Source organism: Lujinxingia litoralis, assembly GCF_003260125.1.
GTDB classification, from domain to species: Bacteria; Myxococcota_A; Bradymonadia; order Bradymonadales; family Bradymonadaceae; genus Lujinxingia; species Lujinxingia litoralis.
The window spans coordinates 666,419-686,528 of record NZ_QHKO01000001.1 but is presented as its reverse complement, the minus strand read 5'-3'; the positions used below and the strand labels follow the sequence as shown (position 1 = coordinate 686,528).

Here is a 20,110-nt window from a genome sequence, read left to right as displayed (position 1 = left end):
CACGGGAGCGCGTTACAAAAGGCTGCTCCACCCTGGTTGGCTTGCCCGTCCAGTGGACCCGTGCTCAAGCGGCAACGGTGCCACGGCGAGTCCCCCTTCGCGCGTCAGGAGCGCGCGAAGGGGGACTCGTGTTTAGTCCGCCTGATGCTCGTACGCTCCGATGTCATAGGCGCCGGCCGGCCGCAGGTTGCCGGCGATGTCCTCCACGACTTCTGCGACGTCTACACCGGCATTGATCGCTGAACATCCTGCGGCGAGTTGGTAGTCGTGATTCGCCGCATCGACGAAGCAGTCGGCGGTGACGCCTGCGTTGCTCGTGCTGCCTTCTCCTTCGACCGCAAGATCGCCGAGGAAGAGGCTGTTGAACATCTCGTAGGTGTCGGTGTCGTAGCAGAGGTCGTCGGGACAGTCCGCGTGTTGAAAGAGATTGGCGTTGTTGGCGAAGGTGCTGTTGTAGATGTGCAGATCTTCCACGTAGCGCTCGATGCGCGCCACGTTGTCGTTGTCGTAGGCAAGCACGTTGGCCATATGAAGGGTCGCCGAGCCCTGGGGCTCGTTGTTGTATCCGCCGCGGATGCGGAACGCGTACTGGTTGCCGTGGATGTTGATGCCATCCATCGTCCAGTCCACACGGTACTTCACGTTGAAGACAGCTCGCGTTGAGATGTAGCCGCTGTTATCCCACCCGAAGGCCTCGACGTTGACCAGGGAGACGCGCGGACGCAAAACGCGGTGCTCCGGGGTCTCGAAGGTCTTGGTGTCGATGCCGTTTTCGCCGGGGTTTTCGCCATCGTTCCAGCCGGCATGTTGCCCCTGCAAGGCTGAGGTCCAGAGGCGAGTGTTCTCGATGCGAAGGTTATCCCACTGCTGCGTGCCGCATTTGTTGTAGATGTCGGCGTCCACCTGGAGGCTGTCGCCGCTGCAATGGTGGATGTCGACGTGATTCAAGCGCACATCACGGGCATGGGTGACAGCGACGCAATGAGAGTCGACCTGGGTATCAAAGGTCCCGCGCAGGCAATGGTGGATCTCGGAGTTTTCAACGAGCACATCGTCGGCGGCGATGTGCAGGCAGTCGACCTGGTTGTGCCCCATCGACACATTTCGAATGATGGCGTGGTCGCCGTTGTAGTCGTAGTACACCTCAGAGGACGAGGGGGACTCCGGCGAGCCGTTGCAGGTGCCCCAGTGAGTAACGGCAATCATGCTTCGGAAGGCGCGTTCTCGGGGGCCGCCCGGCGTGTCGGAGTTCTCATAGCGGGCCGCAAAGTCGTCGGCGGCGTAGTTCCCATCCAGCACAAACCCGTCCAGAACGAAGTACTGATGCTTGATCAGGAAGAACTCCCCGCCGTACTCGCCGGCGCGCGTCAGGACCGGGCGGTCATCAGGGTCGAAGGCTCTCAGGCAGATGCGCTCATCCGCCGTACCATCCCGAGCCGTGTGGGTTCGGGTCGTGACGTCATACTCGCCGGGCATCACCCAGACCGTGTCGCCGGGCATTGCCAGGTTGAGTGCTTCCTGGATGGTGTTGAAGGGGCTGGCCTGAGAGCCGTCGCCGTTGGTGGGGGCGTTGGCGACATAGTACTGCGCACCGTCGGTAGAACACTCGGGGCTTGGCGCCGGTGTGCTCATCAATCCGGGCGTCGGGCGCGGGCCCAGAGGTTCTGGCTGGGGATTTGTGCCGCCGTCGGTACCACCGTCTGTGTCACCATCGGGACCGCTGTCGGTGCCCGCGTCATCGCCAGCATCGTTGCCGCCGTCGCTACCGCCATCAATAGGGGGGCCACTATCCGCGTCCTCTTGCGCGCCGGTGTCGTCCGGCAAGGAGGTATCAGGTGTGTTGATAGGAGGAGCAGGGGAATCGCCGGAGGAGCAGGCGACTGCCATCGTCAACGTCAGTGCGAATAGAATCGATCGTTGCTGCATCGTGCTCTCCCCATGTGTCGCGCGGCGCACTCCTGTCCTCGCCAGGGGCGGAATTCGAGTGTGCTCGGGCTTGTCGCCTCAGGTCGAACCTTCAGGCCTGCCCGCTAGAGTCTTCCCGCGCAGATATCTCGGTGGATGGACTGTGCGCGAATACTTGCATCGACCGGCACGGCGTGCAACTCGGCGCAGCAGTGTCCGAGAGCGTTCCGCGGCTGGAAAACCTCGCATCGCGGCCGCGTAAAGGGGGGCAGAGGAGGCGACGTTGGAAGGGGCTGATAGCGTCCCGTAGGGGCCGGATCTCTAAGGCGCTGAGTGGACGCTAGAGCAATCAGTGAGGCCGGTTGACAGGCCGTATGATCGAGGACCGCTTGCGTTTGAAGGCGCCACGACGAGGGTTTTCTGGGAGCAACTCCATACCTCGTCGGCGTAGTCGCGATTTTCCGGGCTAAAACATGATTGCAGGCGATGCGAAGGGGATTTTCCGGGCTAAAACATGATTGCAGGTGATGCGAAGGGGATTTTCCGGGCTAAAACATGTTTGCAGGGGCTGCGAAGGGGATTTTCCGGGCTAAAACATGATTGCAGGGGCTGCGAGCGTGATCCGAGCTGCGTAAAACTCGTGTGCGTCGGCTGCGAACGTGTTTTCGAGCTTAAAAAAGCGTTTGCATGGGCTGTTAACGCGGTACCGAGCCGAGAAGTCGCTTTTGCATCGGCTGCGAACGTGTTTTGGGTTTCAGAAACTCGTTTACATCGGCTGCGCTCGTGTTTTGGGCCTCGGGGACGAGGGGGGGGAAGGCCGACGAAGTTACGTTCGGCGTGTTAGTGGTAGGACGAAGGGCGTTCCAGCGACGTTTCAGAACAGATAGGAGGCAAACGATGACTCGTCCCAAGAGCTTTGATGACGCCACACGTTACGAGCGGCAGATTCGTGCGCTTGTGCCCGGGTATGATGTGCTTCATGCCGTGATACCCGCGATGCTTCGGGCTGCATGCACAAACCCTCGGCGGATACTCGTTGTGGGGTGTGGTACTGGCACCGAGGCGATTGCCGTGGCTCGTACGTTCGCCGGATGCGAGGTGGACTGCGTCGACCCCTCCAGTGAGATGATTGAGCATGCGGCGACTGCGATTCGGAAGGCAGGCCTGGAGTCTCGGGTTCGGGTGAATGCGTGCGAACTCAACAGGTTTGTCGTGGAGCAGCCCTACGATGCGGTGGTGTCAACGCTTGTGGGGCACCTGATCCCGGACGACGGGGCTCGGGCCTCTTTTCTCTGTGACATCGCAGGGGCAATGGCCCACGGCGCCTCGGCCTTAGTGACGGAGATTGAGTGCTCCACTCATGAGGGCTCGCTACTGGTAGACGCACATCTGAAATGTTCAAGCGCCTCCGGAGTGAGTGCCGACCGGCTCGAACTCCTCAAGGCGCGACTCACTCATGGTTTTCACATGCTGGAGCGGTCACGCTTTGAGGAGCTTGCTGGCGCTGCGCACATGCAGGTTCACGAAGAGTTTTTTCGATGTTTCAATGTGGTAGGACGTCGCCTTGTACGCTCGCAACGCGTCGAGGCCTGACGGTCCGGTCCCCGCCGCGCCAGCAAACATCCTGCCGGCCCAGCATTGGGTTTATCCGCTCGTTCCCTTCGTTCGCCGGTGACGCCAGGGGGCAGCGCACGTCGAGGCGCGGAGCTGCTCCCTGGTTCACCGGCGGAGCTGGTCGGGCGCTTAGAAGGTTTCGTCGAAGCTCACTTCGCCGCCGACGGCAACTTGATAGGCAGAGACACGGCGCTCGAAGAAGTTCGTGACCTCTTGCACATCTTGCAGCTCCATGAACGCGAGCGGGTTCTTCGTGCCGTAGAGCGCGGGCATCCCGAGGGTGTGCAGGCGTTGATCGGCGCAGTGCTCGAGGTAGGCGCGAATGTCGGCCACGGTCAGCCCGGCGACGCCGCTACCCAGGAGGTCTTCGGCGAATTGTGTCTCACAGGCGACGGCTTCACGCAGCATGGTGTGGACGTCGTCGGTGAGCGAGGCGTCGAAGAGTTCGGGCTCCTCTCGACGTACGGTCTGAACGACCTCGAAGGCAAAGGCCATGTGTGCGCTCTCGTCGCGAAAGACCCAGCTGGTGCCTGCGGCCAGTCCGTGGAGTAGCCCGCGAGATCGGAGGTAGTACACGTAGGCGAAGGCGCCGAAGAAGAAGAGTCCTTCGATGCAGGCGGCGAAACAAATAAGGTTGAGTAGAAATTGACGCCGGTGAGCACGGGTCTCCAGGCGATCGAGCTCGTCGATCGAGTCTATCCATCGCATGCAAAACTCGGCCTTGGTGCGAATGGAGGGGATGTTCTCGATGGCAGCAAAAGCGGCGTGGCGATCTGCGGGGTCGGGCACGTAGGTGTCCAGCAGCGTCAGGTAAAACTGGACGTGCAGGGCTTCCTCGTAGAGTTGTCGGGAGAGGTACATCCGCGCCTCGGGGGCGTTGATGTGTTGATAGAGGTTGAGCACGAGGTTGTTGGCCACGATGGAGTCGCCGGTCGCGAAGAACGCGACGAGGCGTTGCACCAGGTGTTTTTCGGCCGGGGTGAGTTTGTCCCGAAGGTCGTTGACGTCGGTGGAGAAGTCGACCTCTTCGACGGTCCAGGTGTTTTTGATGGCGTCGCGGTACATCTCGTAGAAGGCCGGGTAGTTCATCGGACGCAGGGTCAGGCAGAAACCCGGGTCGAGCAGGTGTCGGGGGCGTTGTGTGGTCATTGGCAGGCCTCGCAGATGTCAGGGTTTTCGAGTGAGCACGCCACCGCCGCGGCGTCGGGGGTACGCCGGGTCGCCCGGGCGATCCGGGTGGCCGGCCGAGAGCGCAGGTAGTAGGTCGTCTTCAGACCGCGTTTCCAGGCGTAGAAGTACATCGACGAGAGTTGTCCGATCGTCGGACTCTCGATGAAGAGGTTGAGCGACTGGCTCTGGTCGATGAACGCGCCGCGGTCGGCGGCCATATCGATCAACGAGCGCATCGGGAGTTCCCAGGCGGTTCGAAAGAGAGCCCGCAGTTCGTCGGGGAGCGCATCGATGGCCTGGACTGAGCCTTCGCTCTCCTTAAGGCGGTCACGCATCTCGTCGTCCCAGCGCCCGAGTTGTTTGAGTTCGGCGACCAGGTAGCGGTTTACCTGGAGGAAGTCGCCGGAGAGGGTTTCGCGTTTGAAGAGGTTTGAGACCTGGGGCTCGATGCACTCGAAGCAGCCGGCGATCGAGGCGATGGTGGCGGTCGGGGCGACGGCGCAGAGCAGAGAGTTGCGCAGCCCCACCTGCTGAATCTTTGCGCGCAGACGCTCCCAGCGTTCGGGCTCGCTTGGCGTCACGTTCCACGCATCAAACTGGAGCTCCCCACGGGCGGCACGGGTTTCATCAAACGCGGCGTGGGGGCCGAGTTCTGCGGCGAGTTCGAGGGAGGTGGTCAGGGCGTTAAAGTAGATTTCTTCGGAGATGTGTTGGGAGAGAGTGCGCGCCCGGGGACTGTCGAAGGGCAGACGCATCTGAAAAAACACGTCCTGCAGGCCCATGAGTCCGAGTCCGACCGGGCGCCAACGCGAGTTTGACGCTGCTGTGGAGGGAATCGGGTAGTAGTTGAGATCGATCACCCGATCGAGCTGGCGCACCGCTCGTCGTACGGTCGCGGCGAGCTGGTCGAAGTCAAAGTGGACCTCTCCCGTGGAGTCGATTCGGGTGTGTCGGGCCAGATTGATCGAGCCCAGGTTGCAGACGGCGGTCTCTTCTCCGGAGGTCACCTCAATGATCTCCGTGCAAAGGTTGGAGAGGTGAACAGTTCGTCCGGGGAGGGCGGTCTGGTTGCAGGCGCGGTTGGCGTGATCTTTAAAAGTCATCCACCCGTTGCCGGTCTGAGCCAGCGTACGAATCATGCGTGCGTAGAGATCACGAGCTTTGATGGTACGGCTGGCGAGTCCGGCCCGCTCGGCCTCTTCGTAGCGTTGTTCGAAGGCGTCGCCGTAGAGGTCGGGTAGCTCCGGGACGTGTTTCGGATCAAAGAGGCTCCAGTCTGCGTCGGCTTCGACGCGGCGCATGAAGAGATCAGGAACCCAGTTGGCGATGTTCAGGTTATGCGTGCGTGCGGCCTCGTCACCGGTGTTGTCACGAAGTTCCAGGAACTCTTCGATATCCGCGTGCCAGGGCTCCAGGTAGACGCAGCAGGCTCCCTTGCGCTTGCCGCCCTGGTTCACGGCGGCGACGGACGCATCCAGTGTTTTGAGCCAGGGGATGATACCGTTGGAGCGACCGTTGGTGCTGCGTATGAGGGAGCCGCGTGCGCGCACGCGGTGGAAGGCCATGCCGATGCCGCCGGAGAACTTCGAGAGCATCGCGACGTCGGTATAGCTGCGGTAGATGTCGGGGAGTTCGTCGGCTGGAGAGTCGAGGAGAAAGCAGCTGGAGAGTTGCTCGTAGCAGGTGCCGGCGTTGAAGAGCGTGGGGGAGCTGGGGAGATACTCCAGCCTGGAGAGGAGGTTGTAGAGCTCGAGCGCCTCATCGAACCCTTCGCTCAGTGCGCACGCAATGCGCAGAAAGAAGTACTGCGGCAGCTCCAACAGGCGTTGGTGCTCGGAGTCTCGCAGCAGGTAGCGGTCGTGCAAGGTCTTCAGCCCGAAGTACTCAAAGAGGTGATCGCGCTCTGGCGCGATGAGAGCATCGAGTTGAGGGGCGTGTGCACGCACAAAGTGATGGAGGCGGTCATTGTAACGCCCGACTGCGTGTCCGGCGAAGATGCCTTGCGAGAACGAGGTGACTCCCTCGGCCTCGACATCGGCGCTCATGCGCTGCGCCAGTAGCCTGGCAGCCAGGCGAGAGTATTCGGGCTCTTCAAGCATCAGCGAGGCTGCGACCTGAATCGAGAGGTCCTCGAGTTCGCGTTGGGTCGCGCCGTCAAAGATGCCCTCGATGGTGCGAAGGGCGACGCGCTGCGGAACAACCTGGTCAAGGCCGTCGGCGCATCGTGAGATCGCGTCCACGATCCGGTCCAGGCTCACGCTTTCAGGGGAGCCATCACGCGTCATGATACGCACGTGCCGGTTCTGTGCGGTGGGCGTGGATGGGGCTGGGGGGGCAGGGGCGTCGTTCATGGTGCTCTCTCGCGACTCTCCGGAGCGAAACTCGCTCGGTTTCTAAAGCGCGGGGCGAACGACTCGGACCAGACAACCTGTACCTGCGAAGAGGAGGGCGCCGGTCAACCTTCGCTCCCGCGAGCGGAGGGATCGCTCGGGGGGCAAGGTCGGCTCGACAGTACAGGTGTCCGTCGAGACCAGGCTCACCTCCCACGAGTGTTCCCAGGTCGAACTGGCGCGGGGTATCTCTCCCACGCCAGGCGCTGGCAGGTCTTCGGGCTTACGAGCGCGCTCCCTGATGGAAGCTCCTACTGCCCACCGCTTCCCAGGCTTAAGCCCAGTGCCATTGGTGGGGGTCGTTCTCGAATACCGCTGCGGGGCAGCTCCGGAGTCACACCGGATTCCCTCTTGAGCTTCGCGAAGGCATCGCGAAGCACCAGAGCGGATGGCTGTATATAGTGGGCTTGTGGGGGCGTCAACCACATCATCTTGTGTTTGGTCCGGCTTCTGCGAGAAGCCCGGCCCGGCGCCTGCCGGTCGTTCCACGAGGCGAAAACCTCATAAGGGGGCACGCAACCATAACCTGTGTTCATGCGGAAAAGGCCCCCCGTGCCGCACCCCGTGTCCGGGCGAAGGGGGCTTGGGAAGGGCAGTCCGGGGCACCTTGTCGCGTGGCGAGCGACGCACGTTCGGGGAGGACCTCGCGAGGGACGTGAGCAAAATGACGTGTGGCTGCGTGTCTTGTTTGCTTTACATGTTGTCTGGGTTGCTTTACATCCTCCGGGGCTCAACCTCGGAGGTTTCTTGAACGACACAACTGCGATCTCTCTTGTTCGCGACAGGCGCACGGCCGCCGGCCTCTCTCAGGCAGAGTTGGCAGCCCGCATTGGGGTGTCTCGTCAGACGCTGAACGCGATTGAGACGGGCCGCCAGGTCCCGTCGACGACGCTGGCGCTCTTGCTTGCCAGGGCGCTCCGTTGCTCGGTGGATGAACTCTTCCGGCTTTCGGGAGGCCCGGTGGTGCAAGTTCGCCTGGCCGACGCCAGTCCATGCGCCACGAGGGTGGTGGTGGGGCGAGTGGATGGCGCGCTTGTGGCGCATCCATTACAGGACGAACGTAGTGCTGCGGACGGTGTCGTTCTGGAAAGGGAGGAGGCGCGAGCATCTGCGCTCGTCGAACTTCTGAGCGATTCGGCCGACGTGGATTGCAATCTTCTTATCGCGGGGTGTGCGCCGCTGCTCGGGGCGTTGGCCGGGCGTCTAGGCCGCCGCTACCGCGACGCCAGATCAACCTGGATACATGCTGACAGCAGCCGAGCCCTCCAACTTGTGACCCAGGGGCTGGTGCATATCGCGGGAATGCATCTGGCCAGCGAGGTGGATGCCGAGGCTCACGCTCGAGCGGCAAGACGTGCCTTTCCGGGGCAAAATACTGCGATTATTCACCTTGCGCGCTGGCGTCAGGGGCTCGTCGTGGCTCCCGGAAATCCGCTTTCACTCCAGGCGGGCGCGGATCTGGGCCGCGATGACGTCCGCCGGGCGTTGCGCTCGCCAGGTTCCGGAGCTCGTCAGGTGTTCGAGCGTGCGGTGGGCGATCCGGGCGGGCTGGATATGACCCGAGCCGACCTTCTGGCGGCCGATCATGCCGAGGTCGCTCGGCTGGTCCGGATGGGGATCGCGGATGTAGGGGTCGCGATTGAATCTGCTGCGATCGCCGAAGGGCTCACGTTCATCCCGCTTTCGGAGGAGCGCTTCGAACTCCTCGTTCCGGAGTCCCGTCTTGAGAGCCCAGCGGTCGCTCGCTTTGTCGACCTTATCGACCAACCCACCTTCCGAGCGGAGGCCTCGCTCATGCCTGGTTACGACCTTGCCGCGGCCGGACACGCCGCGACCGTATGCGCGTCGCAGGAGTGAGCGCTCAGTGTGGTGCCTGAGTCCGTCCGGAGCGTCGTTGAGGTGCCGGGTGTCGGTGACGTTAAATCACCTCTGTTTCTAAGGGGTTATATAGGGAGTGATGTTTACATGAAGAATCTGATGATGGGGTGTTCGCTTGCGTGCGCATTCGTGCTGTTGGTGAGCTGTGGGAGTGGAACGTCCAGTACGGCTCCCAGCGATCGGGTGATGCGGGGGCCCGCGGTTCTTGATGTGGAGGGCGACCCGAACGGGCTGTGGTGGGACGATGAAGAGCAAGCACTCTATATCGCCGATGACAACGGGAACCGCATCCTCCGCTGGAGCGACGCCGAGGGGTATTCGGTTGTTGCCGAGCTGCCCGAGGCATCCGCGAGAGGCCCCGGCCTCGGGCAGCTCGTTCGCCTGGAGAACGGCTCGTTTGTGGTGACTCGCTTCGGGCATGGAACGACAGGCGATGTGGTGTTCATCCGTTCGAGCGGGGAGGCCGAGGTGCTCCCCGGCCTCGACCCGCAGCGCCGACGCATCGGGCTCACTGTAAGCGACGAGGGTCGACTCTACAGCTCGTGGTTCGTTCGTCTCTCTTCCGGGGAGCGTGTGGGGGCGGTCGGAGCTCTTAAGCTCACCGGGGTCGAGTCCGAGGTCATCACCGGCCTGAGTAAGCCGGCAGGCGTGTTGGCGGTGGATGATAAACTTTATGTCTCCGACCAGGGGCTGGATCAGATTCTGGTCGCGACTCAGGCCAACCCGCAGGACTACCGGGTGCTGGCCGAGGTGGAGGGACCAGACCTTATCGCGAGAGGTCCGCAGGGCTCGCTTCTCTCAGGGAGCGTGTGGGGAAACCTGCTGCGTATCGATGCTGATGGTTCGACATCGGTGGTGGAATCCGGCTTCCAGCAGGTGCGCGGCGTAGCCTACGATCCGACTCATCGACGGGTGTTCGTCGCCGACCACGACCCCGATGAATCGGACGGAGTAACGCATTACCTGCGCATCGTGCCGCTGGAGGACTGAATGCGCATGCGCTACGTCCATGCTGTCTTGATGACCCTGCTGACGGCGCTCTGGTCGATCGACGCCAGAGCACGTGGGGCCGATGCGCCTCGGTCGGACTCGTCTCTTCGTCCAACTCTGCTGGGCGAAGTCGATTACCGCATCTATCCTGCGGTGGAAGAGGGGCTCTCTGGCTTTGCGCTTGCCAGGCTACGTCCTGGCCTCGTGCTTGAGCCCGTCGGCTGGTTTCGCGGCGTGACTCGGATCGAATTCGCTGGCAAGAATCCGGTGATTCTGGATGCCTACGCTCGCGTGTCGCCGCAGCCGTGGCTGGACCTGAACGTCGGGTACTCAAAGCCGCCACTCTTTGCCTCGTTTGTTCACGAGCCTACCGAGTCGTTGCTCTTTCCAGATCGTGGGTCGGTGGTCTCGTCGTTCCGCGTGCGTCGAGATCTGGGGGTCGATATCCATTTCCACCCGGCGTCTATGCCCGTCGAGGGGTGGGTTCGTGTGGGCAATGGCAATGGGAGTGCGTTGGGCAATGACAACGCATTACCTGCCGGATACGCCGCGTTGGATCTGGTGTTCGGGCGCGCTCACGTTGCTCGCCAGGGAGCAAAAGACAAGAGGACGGGGCTTCGTGTGGGGGCCGCCGCGCTTTACGAGCGCACCGAAGACCGCGAGGGCATCGCTGGCACAACGCCGATGGGATTTCGTTACTACCGACCGGTCATCGTCTCGGGAGGCCGGGCGCTGGTCGAGGCCCATCTGGTCGGATACCTCGGTCCCCTTCGTCTGAGCGTTGAAGGCGCCATGGCGCGTGAGGATCGGTCCCGTGATACCGATGGCAACCCGTCGACGCCCCGCGTTGAGTTGCCTGCGATCATGTCGCAGGGCCTGAGCACTGAGTTGACCTGGACTCTGGTCGGGCCCCTGCGAGAGGTCGGGAGCGCGCCACTTCCCGACGTTTTCTTCCCGGGGGCAGAAGGCTCGCTGGAGGTGGCTGCGCGTTACGATGGCATGTGGCTGGGAAAAGGTGCCGATGACGTTGAGCCGGGAGGCTCGCACGGGGGGGCCTTCGCGCTGAAATGGTGGCCGACGAACTTCCTGGCGGCGTCGCTTGCTGGCTACGTGACCCGTTACCACGCGGCGGCGATTGAACGCCCCGATGCGCTGTGGTCCTGGGGAGGCGTACTCCGAACGAGCTTCTTCTGGGGGAGTTGACCCTGCCGGGAAAGCTCCCAATGGGCCGAGGGCGTCGGCCCCAGTTGCGCGCGGAGCCGCTATCGGGGTAGGCCACAGCAAGGGGGCCGGGTATTCGGTGATGGTGAGCTGCAGCCAACTCCCGGTGGACCGAGCGCCTATGACGACGCCTTTGAGTTGGGAGAGAGACCGTGAACACCACAGATGTCGATTCGTTCCTTCGCGATGGTTGCGGTCGTTGCGACCACTATCAAACGCCGCAGTGTACCGTGCATCTCTGGACCGATGCGCTCGTGGCGCTGCGCGAACTCCTCCAGGACTCGGAGCTGGTCGAGGCGATGAAGTGGGGTTCCCCCTGCTACGCGTTTAAGGGGAAGAACGTTGCCATGATCGTTTCCCGTAGAGAATGGTGCGGGCTTAGCCTCTTCCGAGGCGCGGAACTCACCGACGAGAGCCATCTTTTGGAGAAGCCGGGACCGAACACGCGTGTGGCGCGTGTGATCAAATTCACGACGGTGGACGAGGTCCTGGAGAGGCGTTCGCAGATTGTGGAGCTCGTTCAGCAGGCGATCGAACTTGTTCGCCAGGGTAAAGAAGCGCCTCAAGCCCGGGAACTTGAGTCGATGCCCCTTGAACTGGATCAGAAACTCAGCGCGGAGCCGGAGCTAGCAGCCGCCTTCGCGGCCCTGACGCCCGGTCGGCAGCGCAGCCATATCCTTCATATCTCGGGAGCAAAGAAACCCGAGACTCGCCAACGACGCGTTGAGAAGTGCATCCCGAAGATTCTGGCGGGAAGAGGCTTCAACGAGCGCTAGGTCTGTGCCTGGCTCACCCAACCCACGAAGGACCGGGGGCCCGGCGGCGTCGACGAGCGAGCTTTCTCGGCTTGCTGCAGGCGAAGGTGATGCTGGCAGTGTCGCGTGCGTGGGTGAGAGGCCGGCACATCCGGTGATGTGCGCTGCTCGGACGGCCACGAGAATCCTTGGGAGTGCCGGTGGTGCGTGCAGCGAATGGGCTCGGGAGGAGGCGGTCTTTCGTAGTCCGTGTTGAGCGTTATGGACACCACTCAACGACGCCGGTCAGGGGATGAGCCTGTCGCCAGGCGACAAACTCGCTCCAGGTGCGAACACCATCGCGCAGGACGGCCTGATAATACTCGATGCCGGCGATAGATTCGGAGTCTGGAGTGGCATACTTCAGTGCCAGGATCACTTGTCTTGTCTCAGGCGTCAGGACCGCGTTGATGCGCTCGGCGACCCGCTCGAAGTAGCCCTCGTAGGTCGAGCCTCGCAGGATCTGAATCATATCCAGCTGCCATTCGCGGCCCTCCTCGTCGCGATACCAGGCGTGCCACTCCAGACAGTGCTCGTCGCTATGACTTCCGTCGACCCATTCGGCCCGGAGGATGCCCGGGTGCGCTGCCAGTTGGCCCATGACCTGGAAACTCTCGGCGATATCTAAGTCGGAGGTGTAGATGTGAAAGTCGATGTCGCGGTGCTTCATCAGCAGGCCCGTTTTTAGCGAGCCCACCAGGTGTACGTCCGCGCCGATGCTCTTCCAGGCGTCCACGACGCCTGTTGTCTCAATGATCTGGCGTGCTTTCTGCTGGTTGGCGTTCGCGAGTTCCAGAATGTCATGCATCATCTGCTCCTTAATGCAGGAGGGGCCCCATGAGTGGAGGAGTGCGTGTGCGTGGCGCGTGACGAACCCACTGACACACGCTCTCCCGGCGCGGTGAGTGACGGGGAGGGGGCTTCAGGGCAGTCCGCGCGCGAGTTGTTGGAAGAGCATCACGCGCGTGCGTGGGTTCAGGGATGATTCAGGTAAAGGAGATGGGCGACGTGAGGGAGGTGGAGGTCTGAACTTTCGGCCAGGACCTGCGCTGTAGCACCTCGCGCACGTGATCATGCAAGGGCGTTCCGCCCAAGTGCCGTAGCTCCGCAACGACGCGGCCGTCGGGGTGCACGGTGAGGGTCAACTCATCATCCCAGGGCTCGCCGGTGGAGAGCGCCACCATCTCGGGCCGGGCCTCCTCTAAAAGCTCTTTGATGCGCGCAACGGGGTCGTCGACTGCCGGGCCGGCGGGGGCTACAAAGTCCGAGAGCGGTGCGCCCGTCAGCAGGGCGTCGAGCGCGGGCTTTCGGAGAAAGGGAACGCCCGCGTCCATCGCGGCAACGCCGTCGGCTGAGGGGTTCTCTCCGACGATGAGCAGATCGACGTGGGGCGAAGGCTTGGACTGGGTCTGTGCTCCGAGGGCCTGCAATTGGCCCGAAAGGCTGGCTTTCGTGAAGCCAGTAATGCGGCCGGCGATGGCAATGCGCAGGCCGGCAAGTATCGATGCATCGGCGGAGGTATTTGCAGACGTCGCGGGCCCCGCAAGCGCCTCAGCGACGGTAGCTCCATCAAGCAGCGCGCGAAGGCCGTTAAGGTCGAGGACCGGCACACCGTATTTTTCGGCACGATCAAGGAGCGCTTGCCTGGCGCCAGCGCCCGCCACCAGCGCCCCGGTGGTTTTGGTGACCGACGTGAGCACGTAGGCGCCTCGGGCAATCAGATCCCACTTCACATCTTCCGGGTTCAAGGGGCTGAGATCACCGGAGAGGACGATTTTTACGTCTGCAAGAGTGATGTTGCTCATGTTTTATTGGCTCGCGTCGAGTGAAATTCTCGGCCGTCTGTTTCCGGCACGTAGGCAACGAGAGTTCGGGTGTTGGGAGTTCGCTGTAGGAGAGGGGACTACCCCTGGGATGCTCCGATGCCGGAGCACGGGTCTCGTTGGAGCTGATTCCCTGCCATACCGTGTGGTCTGGAGCAAGGCGGCGAGTCGTGGAACTGGTGGGGATAATGAGGGTGGGGAGGTGCTTGTATGCGGGAGGTGTGTGGAGCACGGGCTGTGGGCAGAAAAGAAGGTTGCAGCCGGTACGAACGCTATTTCTCGGGGAAAAACACGTTTGCAGGTGCTGCGAACGCTATTTCTCGGGGAAAAACACGTTTGCAGGTGCTGCGAGCGTGATCTGGCGCGAAAAAAAGTCGTTGTCGTCGCCTGTTAACGTGTTTTTTTGGACAGAAATATGTTCGCAAGTGCTGCAATCATATGTTTAGCCTGCAAATTCGCGCCCGCGCCTCGCGTTATCGTGTTTTTTGTTGGGAAGTTGGTCTGGCATCACCTGCGAGCGGGTTTTGTGTTTTAGAAACGTATGTGCAAGGACTGCGAACGCGTTTTTGTTTTGAGAAACGTGTATGTAAGGGCTGTGTAGGTGTTTTTGATAGTTGTGAAAGGTTTGTGCTCCGGGAGGTGAGATTTTCTCTTTAATCGATGGTTGAGTCTTGCTAGGGTGGACAAACTTACCCGAGCAATTCGGTCGTGCGGGGCCCTTATCTTGCGGCTCGCTGTTGTTGTGTGCGCGATGGCGTGCATGGGACAGAGGCGCATCATACACTTTTGGAGACAGGAGTCTGTGATGAGCAGCAGATCGACGAAGAGTAATAAAGTGGGGAGGACGGTCGGGAATCGAACGTACCGGGGACGCTGGGTATGTTCCTCCGTCGATACACACGGCGCCAAGATCGCCGCGAGGCTCGCCGGTTCCATGGGCATCGACGAGGCGGGCTGGCGCGTGGCGTTGGCAGGGTATCGGGATGAGTTGAGCGTGCGCACCGAAGCGCTCTGGCAGAAGGAGGCCGAGCTTGCCCGGGAGCGCGCTAACGATGCGGAGCTTCGAGATGCCCGTGAGGCTGCGGCGGTGGACGCCCGTGAGGTTCTCGGGCGTACCCGGTCGCTCCTGGATGCTTCGAACACGGTGTACAGCCACCGCTTTGGCCTGGATGGTCCCTTACCCCGGGGGCCGAAGGCCTTGGAATCGTTTGGGCAGAACGCAGTCGACATGCTCCTCGCCGCGGATATGGAGATTGAGGCGATGGGCGCGCGTTTCTCGACGGTGGAGTTGGCCCGGAATATTGAGGCGCCGATCGGCGCGCTGCGCCAAACTCTACAGGTTCTTCGGGAGGAGGAGCGCAAGGCTGAAGAGCTTCTGACCGAGCGCAACCGTCTGATCGACGTATGGACGCTGACCTACCAGACGGTCGCAGGTATTCTGGAGAATCTGTATCGCTTCGCCGGTGAAGAGGAGCTGGCTCGTAGAGTGCGTCCAACCATCACGCGCTCCAGCGGTGGCGAAGCCCCGGAAGATGGTGGCGAGGATGTGGCGGGGCTGGTGACGGTGGATGATTCGAGGCCCGGGGAACCCGCGGTGGTCGAGGGGCCGGTGGTTTCGGAGTAGTCCACGGCTGGTGATCTGCACTCCAGTGAAGTGTGAATAGGGCCGTCGGGAGAACTCCCGACGGCCCTTTATGTGTTGAGGTTGAGGCGTCAGAAGATCGAGGCATCGCTGCGATGCCGGTGCGGGAGGTATTGTAGAGATCGCGGTACGTGCGCCCGATTTAGTGCGATGCGTTGGGGGCGCCCCGGTCGGCGCGCCATGATGAAGAGGCTAGATCCGCCGGGCGTTCTGCACGGGCATCTCACTCCGTTCAGAAAGGGGCGGCAATGACCAGGAGCGAGATGCTCGCCACGAGCACCCAGAGGATTACGCCGAGTTGCAGGGGTTTGATGCTCAGACCTCTGAGGGTAGCGCGGGTTAAGCCGGCGCCTACGAGGAAGAGCGTGAGGACCATTAAGTGCGTGGCCAGGCCGTGGACGGTGTTGCCGAGAGGACGCAGCTCGGGGACGTAGGTCACCAGTGCGGCGACGGCGATAAAGCCCAGAATGAACCAGGGGCGTTTGGCACGGGGTTGCGGGGTGTCGCCTGCGTTGTTGCGGCGAGCGATGAGCGCGCTGAGCCCAAACGTGACGGGGACGATCCAGAGGGCGCGGGTTAGCTTCGTGGTCGTCGCGATCTTCAGGGCTTCATCGCCGTAGTTCATTGAGGCGCCGACGACGGAGCTCGTGTCATGAATCGCCAGGGCGGACCAGAGGCCGAAGTCGGCCTGGGAAAGGCCCACCAGGTGGCCCAGAGGTGGGAAGATGAAGAGGGCCAGGCCGTTGAGCACAAAAACGGTGGCCAGGGCTACCGTCACCTGCTCGTCGTTGGCGCGCACTGTCGGGGCGGCTGCGGCGATGGCGCTGCCGCCGCAGATGGCGGTTCCCACCGAAATGAGGATGCCGGTGGGATCGTCGACTCCCAGGCGCCTTGATAAAAAGAAGCCGGCCGCCAGACAGCCGGCGATGCTCAGCAAGGTATATCCCAGACCGTCGAGGCCCGCCGCAGCAACCTCAAGGAGGTTCATGCCGGCCCCGAGCCCCACGACGGCGGCTGCGAGGAATCGTTTGGTGAGACGGCGAGTGACGCCGAGCCAGGGGTTCCCGACAAGGATGCCGAGGAGGGCGCCGGCGAAGAGGGCCGTGGCACCTGAGACGCCTGTGGCGAGTACCAACACCGCGCCCAGGGGAATCAACCAGGCGCCATGGCCCGGCTCAATCATACGCTTAAACATCACAGAATCCGGGACGCCGGTCGACGCACAGAGAAGGCCAGGCGCGTGGGCTTCGTCGAGCTGCGAGGGCCGCGCGCGGCGGTAGAAAAGAGCGGAGGTCGCCCCTTTATTTCGAGTTAGGGGTATTCTTGTGGCGCGGATGGCTCGGCGATGAAGGGAGGGCGAAGACCCCGGTGCGAAGGAGTCGAGAACCTCCGGTTTGTGCTGCTCGGGATTGCCTTAGGTTTTTTGCACCAGAGGAGAGCACATCTCGACAAGGAGTTCGGCTATGTATGACGCGGAGGACTTCACGTTACGGGGCAGAGTTGCCGTCGTAACTGGTGCGGGAGCTGGCATTGGCCGCGCGATCGCGGAGACCTTTGCTGCAGCGGGAGCTGCGGTCATGGTCAGCGATCGCGACGCTCAGCAAGCCACGGCTGTTGTCACCGGGATCGAAGCCCGAGGGGGGATGCTCAGGCGAACGCCTGTGATGTGACTCGGGAGAAAGACCTGGAGAGGCTGGTCGAAGAGACGGTGGAGCGCTTCGGTACGCTGGACATCTTGGTCAGCAACGCCGGAGGGGGAGGACCGAAACCTTTTGAGATGTCGATGGCGGAGTTTCGGCAGGCCTTTGAACTCAATCTCTTTTCGTTCTTCCGACTGGCTCAGTTGGTGGCTCCGGCCATGGAGGAGGTCGGTGGGGGAGCGATCCTGGCCGTCACTTCGATGGCCGGGGAGAATAAGAACCGGTACATGGCATCTTATGGAGCGTCGAAGGCGGCGGCCAATCATCTGATTCGCAACATCGCCTGTGATCTCGGCCCCCGGGGCATCCGGGTCAACGGTCTCGCGCCGGGGGCGACACGTACCGAGGCGTTGGCGTCGGTGCTGACCGAGGAGATTGAAAGGAGCATGCTATCACGTACTCCCATTCGCCGGCTTGGAGACGTGCAGGACATGGCCAACGCTGCACTTTTTCGCTGTTCGCGCGCCGCAAGCTGGATCAGCGGACAGATTCTGACCGTCTCCGGCGGCGGCGTGCAGGAACTGAACTGAAGGATACCTGATGAAACGTTATCTCGCGTCAACGCTGGCTCTTTCATTGAGCCTGGGGTGCTCTACTTCGGCGCCAAAACCGGCTTCTGAACCTGTGGCAGACCTTCAGGAAGCGCCCCTGTCGGCCGGGGACTCCGATCCCGAGACGATGGGATGGATGCAGGGGTTTCCACCCTCGTCGGAGAAGGTGATCCGGGGCACCGACTCGGATTACTTCGCGTTCCCGAAGCTGCGCTGGACCGTGTGCCACTTCCGCGAGCTGATGCCGACGGTGGGCGTGAGCCGGGGGAGCGCACAGGCCAGCGATCTGCCGGTGGAACTCGATGCCTCCATTGACGATGTGACTTTCTCTCCGCTCGGCGGTGGCGAGGTGATGACATGGGAGGATGCCCTCGAGGCCACCTACACCGACGGGATCATCGTCCTGCATCACGGTCGGGTTGTGTACGAGCGATACGATGGTTGCCTGACTCCGGAAGCGTTGCACGGGGCGATGTCGGTAACGAAGTCGCTGACCGGACTTCTGGCGGAGATCCTGATCGCTGAAGGCAGCCTGGATGAGACAGCGCTTGTCGGGGATCTGATCCCGGAGTTGAAGGATAGCGCGTTTGGTGGTGCAACTGTTCGGCAGGTCATGGACATGACGAGCGCGCTGGCGTTCTCGGAAGATTATGCCGACCCGAACGCAGATGTCTGGACGTATGCGCGTGCCGGAAGCACGATGCCGGTGCCCGAGGAGGTCACAGGGCCGCGCAGCTATTGGGAGTTCTTGCAGAAGGTTGAGCAGGACGGAGTCCATGGAGAGGCGTTCGGATACAAGACGGTCAACTCCGACGCGTTAGGGTGGTTGATTGCTCGGGCGAGCGGCATGTCGGTCGCGGAAATGCTCTCGGACCGCGTCTGGAGCCGTATTGGTGCGGAGCGGGAGGCGTATTACACCGTGGACTCCATCGGTACCCCCTTTGCCGGCGGCGGATTCAACGCGACGCTGCGGGATATGGCTCGTCTGGGGCAGGTGCTGCTCGACGAGGGGCGGTCCGGAGGGGAGCAGATCGTGCCTGCGGCGGCTGTTGCGAGCCTTCGTCAGGGCGGCGACCGCGAAGCGTTTTCGGCGGCGAACTACGACCTGTTGGAGGGATGGAGCTATCGGAGCATGTGGTGGGTCAGCCATGATGACCACGGCGCCTACGCCGCACGCGGCGTGCATGGCCAGACGCTCTGGATTGACCCCAGAGCCGATATGGTGATCGTACGCTTTGCCTCCCATCCGGTGGCTGCCAATGCGGCAAATGACCCGATTTCCCTACCTGCGTACCGTGCCCTTGCGGAGCATCTTATGGCCCACGACAAAACGCCTCTTTTGGGCGAGGAATGGATTGTTGAAGACATCGCCGGAGAGGGCGTGATCGATAATAGCCGTGCCACCCTTCACTTTTTGCCCGAAGGTCGATTGGCCGGCCGAGCCACCTGCAATCGCATGATGGGGACCTACCAGAGCGAAGAGTCGCAACTGACCCTCTCGCCGGCGGGCACTACGATGATGGCGTGCCCGGAGGCGTTGATGAATCAGGAGCGGAAGCTGATGGCTCTGCTGCCCAAGGTGGAAAGCTATCGTATCGACGAGACCGGTGCGCTGATTCTGATGACCGCAGACGGTACGACGATTGTGGCCCGGCGTTAGGGCAGAGAGGATGGCGAGGTGTCCGAGCGCGCGGTGCTCCTGCAGCCAAAGTGAGGTTGGAAGGGGGCGTGGCGGCGGTAGGAGTGTTGAACCCGCGAAGCTCGGTACCTGGCTGTGATTGTGGTGTGCGGGGCCTGAGAAGGGCTCCTTCAGAGCGTCTGCAAAGGATAGCCGACATGCAACTACCAGACCTTCAGGGGTTTTGGCAGGATTCTGACTATGGGCGTCGCGAGTACGTGGACGAGCCTCCGAGTGATGGCATGGTGGCCGAGGTGGAGCGCGAGCTCGGCTATCGCCTTCCGGAGGCCTATGTGGCACTGGCCCGGATCCAGAACGGAGGTATTCCGGAGCGGACGAGTCATCGCACCCGGGAAGCCACATCCTGGGCGGAGGACCACATTGCGATCACCGGGATCTATTCGATCGGACGGGCCAAGCGCTGCTCTCTGTTGGGTGGGTTCGGGAGTCGGTTCTGGATTGAGGAGTGGGGGTACCCGGAGATTGGCATTTACTTCGCGGATTGCCCCTCGGCCGGACACGATATGATGTGTCTGGATTATCGGGAGTGCGGTCCCGAGGGAGAGCCGCGGGTGGTGCATGTGGATCAGGAGGGTGACTACGCGATCACGCCCGTGGCGGAGTCGTTTGAGGCGTTCATCCGAGGGTTGGAGTCCGATGAGGCCTTCGATCTGGAGTAGTGCGGCGGTCCGCCCCAGAGGACAGGCGACTTGCATGGGTTTGCTACAGGGTGCGCATGCGTCTCTGGCCTGTT

Annotated in this window: 14 protein-coding genes, 2 pseudogenes and 1 riboswitch; of the genes and pseudogenes, 10 read left to right on the top strand and 6 right to left on the bottom strand. The window is 62.3% G+C overall.

Features of this window, described 5'->3' with window-relative positions:
* Positions 1 to 132 precede the first annotated feature (132 nt).
* A complete protein-coding gene (locus DL240_RS02820; RefSeq protein WP_146618061.1) occupies positions 133 to 1,926 on the bottom strand; it encodes a choice-of-anchor Q domain-containing protein in 1,794 nt (597 codons plus the stop codon).
* A gap of 876 nt (positions 1,927 to 2,802) precedes the next feature.
* Here DL240_RS02820 and DL240_RS02815 point away from each other — a divergent pair.
* Entirely contained in the window at positions 2,803 to 3,498 is a 696-nt protein-coding gene (locus tag DL240_RS02815; RefSeq protein WP_111728331.1) for a class I SAM-dependent methyltransferase, read from the top strand.
* A gap of 150 nt (positions 3,499 to 3,648) precedes the next feature.
* Here the strand turns inward: DL240_RS02815 and DL240_RS02810 are convergent, their stop codons facing one another.
* Both DL240_RS02810 and DL240_RS02805 read right to left on the bottom strand, forming a co-directional pair.
* A complete protein-coding gene (locus tag DL240_RS02810; protein WP_111728330.1) occupies positions 3,649 to 4,668 on the bottom strand; it encodes a ribonucleotide-diphosphate reductase subunit beta in 1,020 nt (339 codons plus the stop codon).
* Complete coding sequence (locus DL240_RS02805) at positions 4,665 to 7,040, bottom strand: ribonucleoside-diphosphate reductase subunit alpha (protein WP_111728329.1); 2,376 nt, start codon at positions 7,038 to 7,040, stop codon at positions 4,665 to 4,667. Before DL240_RS02805 ends, DL240_RS02810 begins: the two co-directional genes overlap by 4 nt.
* 230 nt (positions 7,041 to 7,270) lie before the next feature.
* Positions 7,271 to 7,480, bottom strand: a riboswitch (cobalamin riboswitch).
* A 346-nt stretch (positions 7,481 to 7,826) separates the two neighbouring features.
* On the opposite strand from DL240_RS02805, the gene DL240_RS02800 reads away from it, so the two are divergent.
* From DL240_RS02800 to DL240_RS02785, 4 genes are all read left to right on the top strand, one after another.
* A complete protein-coding gene (locus tag DL240_RS02800; RefSeq protein WP_158542308.1) occupies positions 7,827 to 8,936 on the top strand; it encodes an XRE family transcriptional regulator in 1,110 nt (369 codons plus the stop codon).
* A gap of 108 nt (positions 8,937 to 9,044) precedes the next feature.
* Positions 9,045 to 9,947 (top strand): SMP-30/gluconolactonase/LRE family protein, encoded by a 903-nt coding sequence (locus DL240_RS02795; RefSeq protein ID WP_146618060.1) that lies wholly within the window; start codon positions 9,045 to 9,047, stop codon positions 9,945 to 9,947.
* A complete protein-coding gene (locus tag DL240_RS02790) occupies positions 9,948 to 11,150 on the top strand; it encodes a porin family protein (RefSeq protein ID WP_111728326.1) in 1,203 nt (400 codons plus the stop codon).
* Positions 11,151 to 11,320: 170 nt separating this feature from the next.
* On the top strand, positions 11,321 to 11,944 hold the full coding sequence (locus tag DL240_RS02785; protein WP_111728325.1) for a YdeI/OmpD-associated family protein: 624 nt from the start codon (positions 11,321 to 11,323) through the stop codon (positions 11,942 to 11,944).
* 238 nt (positions 11,945 to 12,182) lie between these two features.
* Here the strand turns inward: DL240_RS02785 and DL240_RS02780 are convergent, their stop codons facing one another.
* Positions 12,183 to 12,770: a nucleotidyltransferase domain-containing protein gene (locus tag DL240_RS02780; protein ID WP_111728324.1), complete on the bottom strand. Its 588-nt coding sequence runs from the start codon at positions 12,768 to 12,770 to the stop codon at positions 12,183 to 12,185.
* A gap of 178 nt (positions 12,771 to 12,948) precedes the next feature.
* Positions 12,949 to 13,767 carry a BRCT domain-containing protein gene (locus DL240_RS02775; RefSeq protein ID WP_111728323.1) on the bottom strand — a complete coding sequence of 273 codons (819 nt, stop codon included), beginning with the start codon at positions 13,765 to 13,767 and terminating at the stop codon, positions 12,949 to 12,951.
* Positions 13,768 to 14,590: 823 nt separating this feature from the next.
* Between DL240_RS02775 and DL240_RS02770 the strand changes: the two genes are divergently transcribed.
* The gene (locus DL240_RS02770; protein ID WP_146618059.1) at positions 14,591 to 15,409 is read left to right on the top strand and encodes a hypothetical protein; all 819 of its coding nucleotides are present in this window, start codon (positions 14,591 to 14,593) and stop codon (positions 15,407 to 15,409) included.
* A gap of 250 nt (positions 15,410 to 15,659) precedes the next feature.
* Here DL240_RS02770 and DL240_RS02765 read toward each other — a convergent pair whose 3' ends face one another.
* On the bottom strand, positions 15,660 to 16,622 hold the full coding sequence (locus DL240_RS02765) for a YeiH family protein (protein ID WP_199589713.1): 963 nt from the start codon (positions 16,620 to 16,622) through the stop codon (positions 15,660 to 15,662).
* A gap of 268 nt (positions 16,623 to 16,890) precedes the next feature.
* On the opposite strand from DL240_RS02765, the pseudogene hdhA reads away from it, so the two are divergent.
* From hdhA to DL240_RS02750, 4 genes and pseudogenes are all read left to right on the top strand, one after another.
* Positions 16,891 to 17,657, top strand: a pseudogene (hdhA, locus tag DL240_RS02760) (7-alpha-hydroxysteroid dehydrogenase).
* 10 nt (positions 17,658 to 17,667) lie between these two features.
* Positions 17,668 to 19,005: pseudogene (locus tag DL240_RS02755) on the top strand (serine hydrolase domain-containing protein); the annotation flags it as partial.
* Positions 18,994 to 19,338, top strand: coding sequence for an META domain-containing protein (locus tag DL240_RS20845; RefSeq protein ID WP_347342243.1), 345 nt, complete (start codon positions 18,994 to 18,996; stop codon positions 19,336 to 19,338). The pseudogene DL240_RS02755 and the gene DL240_RS20845, both read left to right, overlap by 12 nt.
* A gap of 176 nt (positions 19,339 to 19,514) precedes the next feature.
* The gene (locus DL240_RS02750; protein WP_111728320.1) at positions 19,515 to 20,036 is read left to right on the top strand and encodes an SMI1/KNR4 family protein; all 522 of its coding nucleotides are present in this window, start codon (positions 19,515 to 19,517) and stop codon (positions 20,034 to 20,036) included.
* The last annotated feature ends 74 nt before the right edge of the window (positions 20,037 to 20,110 follow it).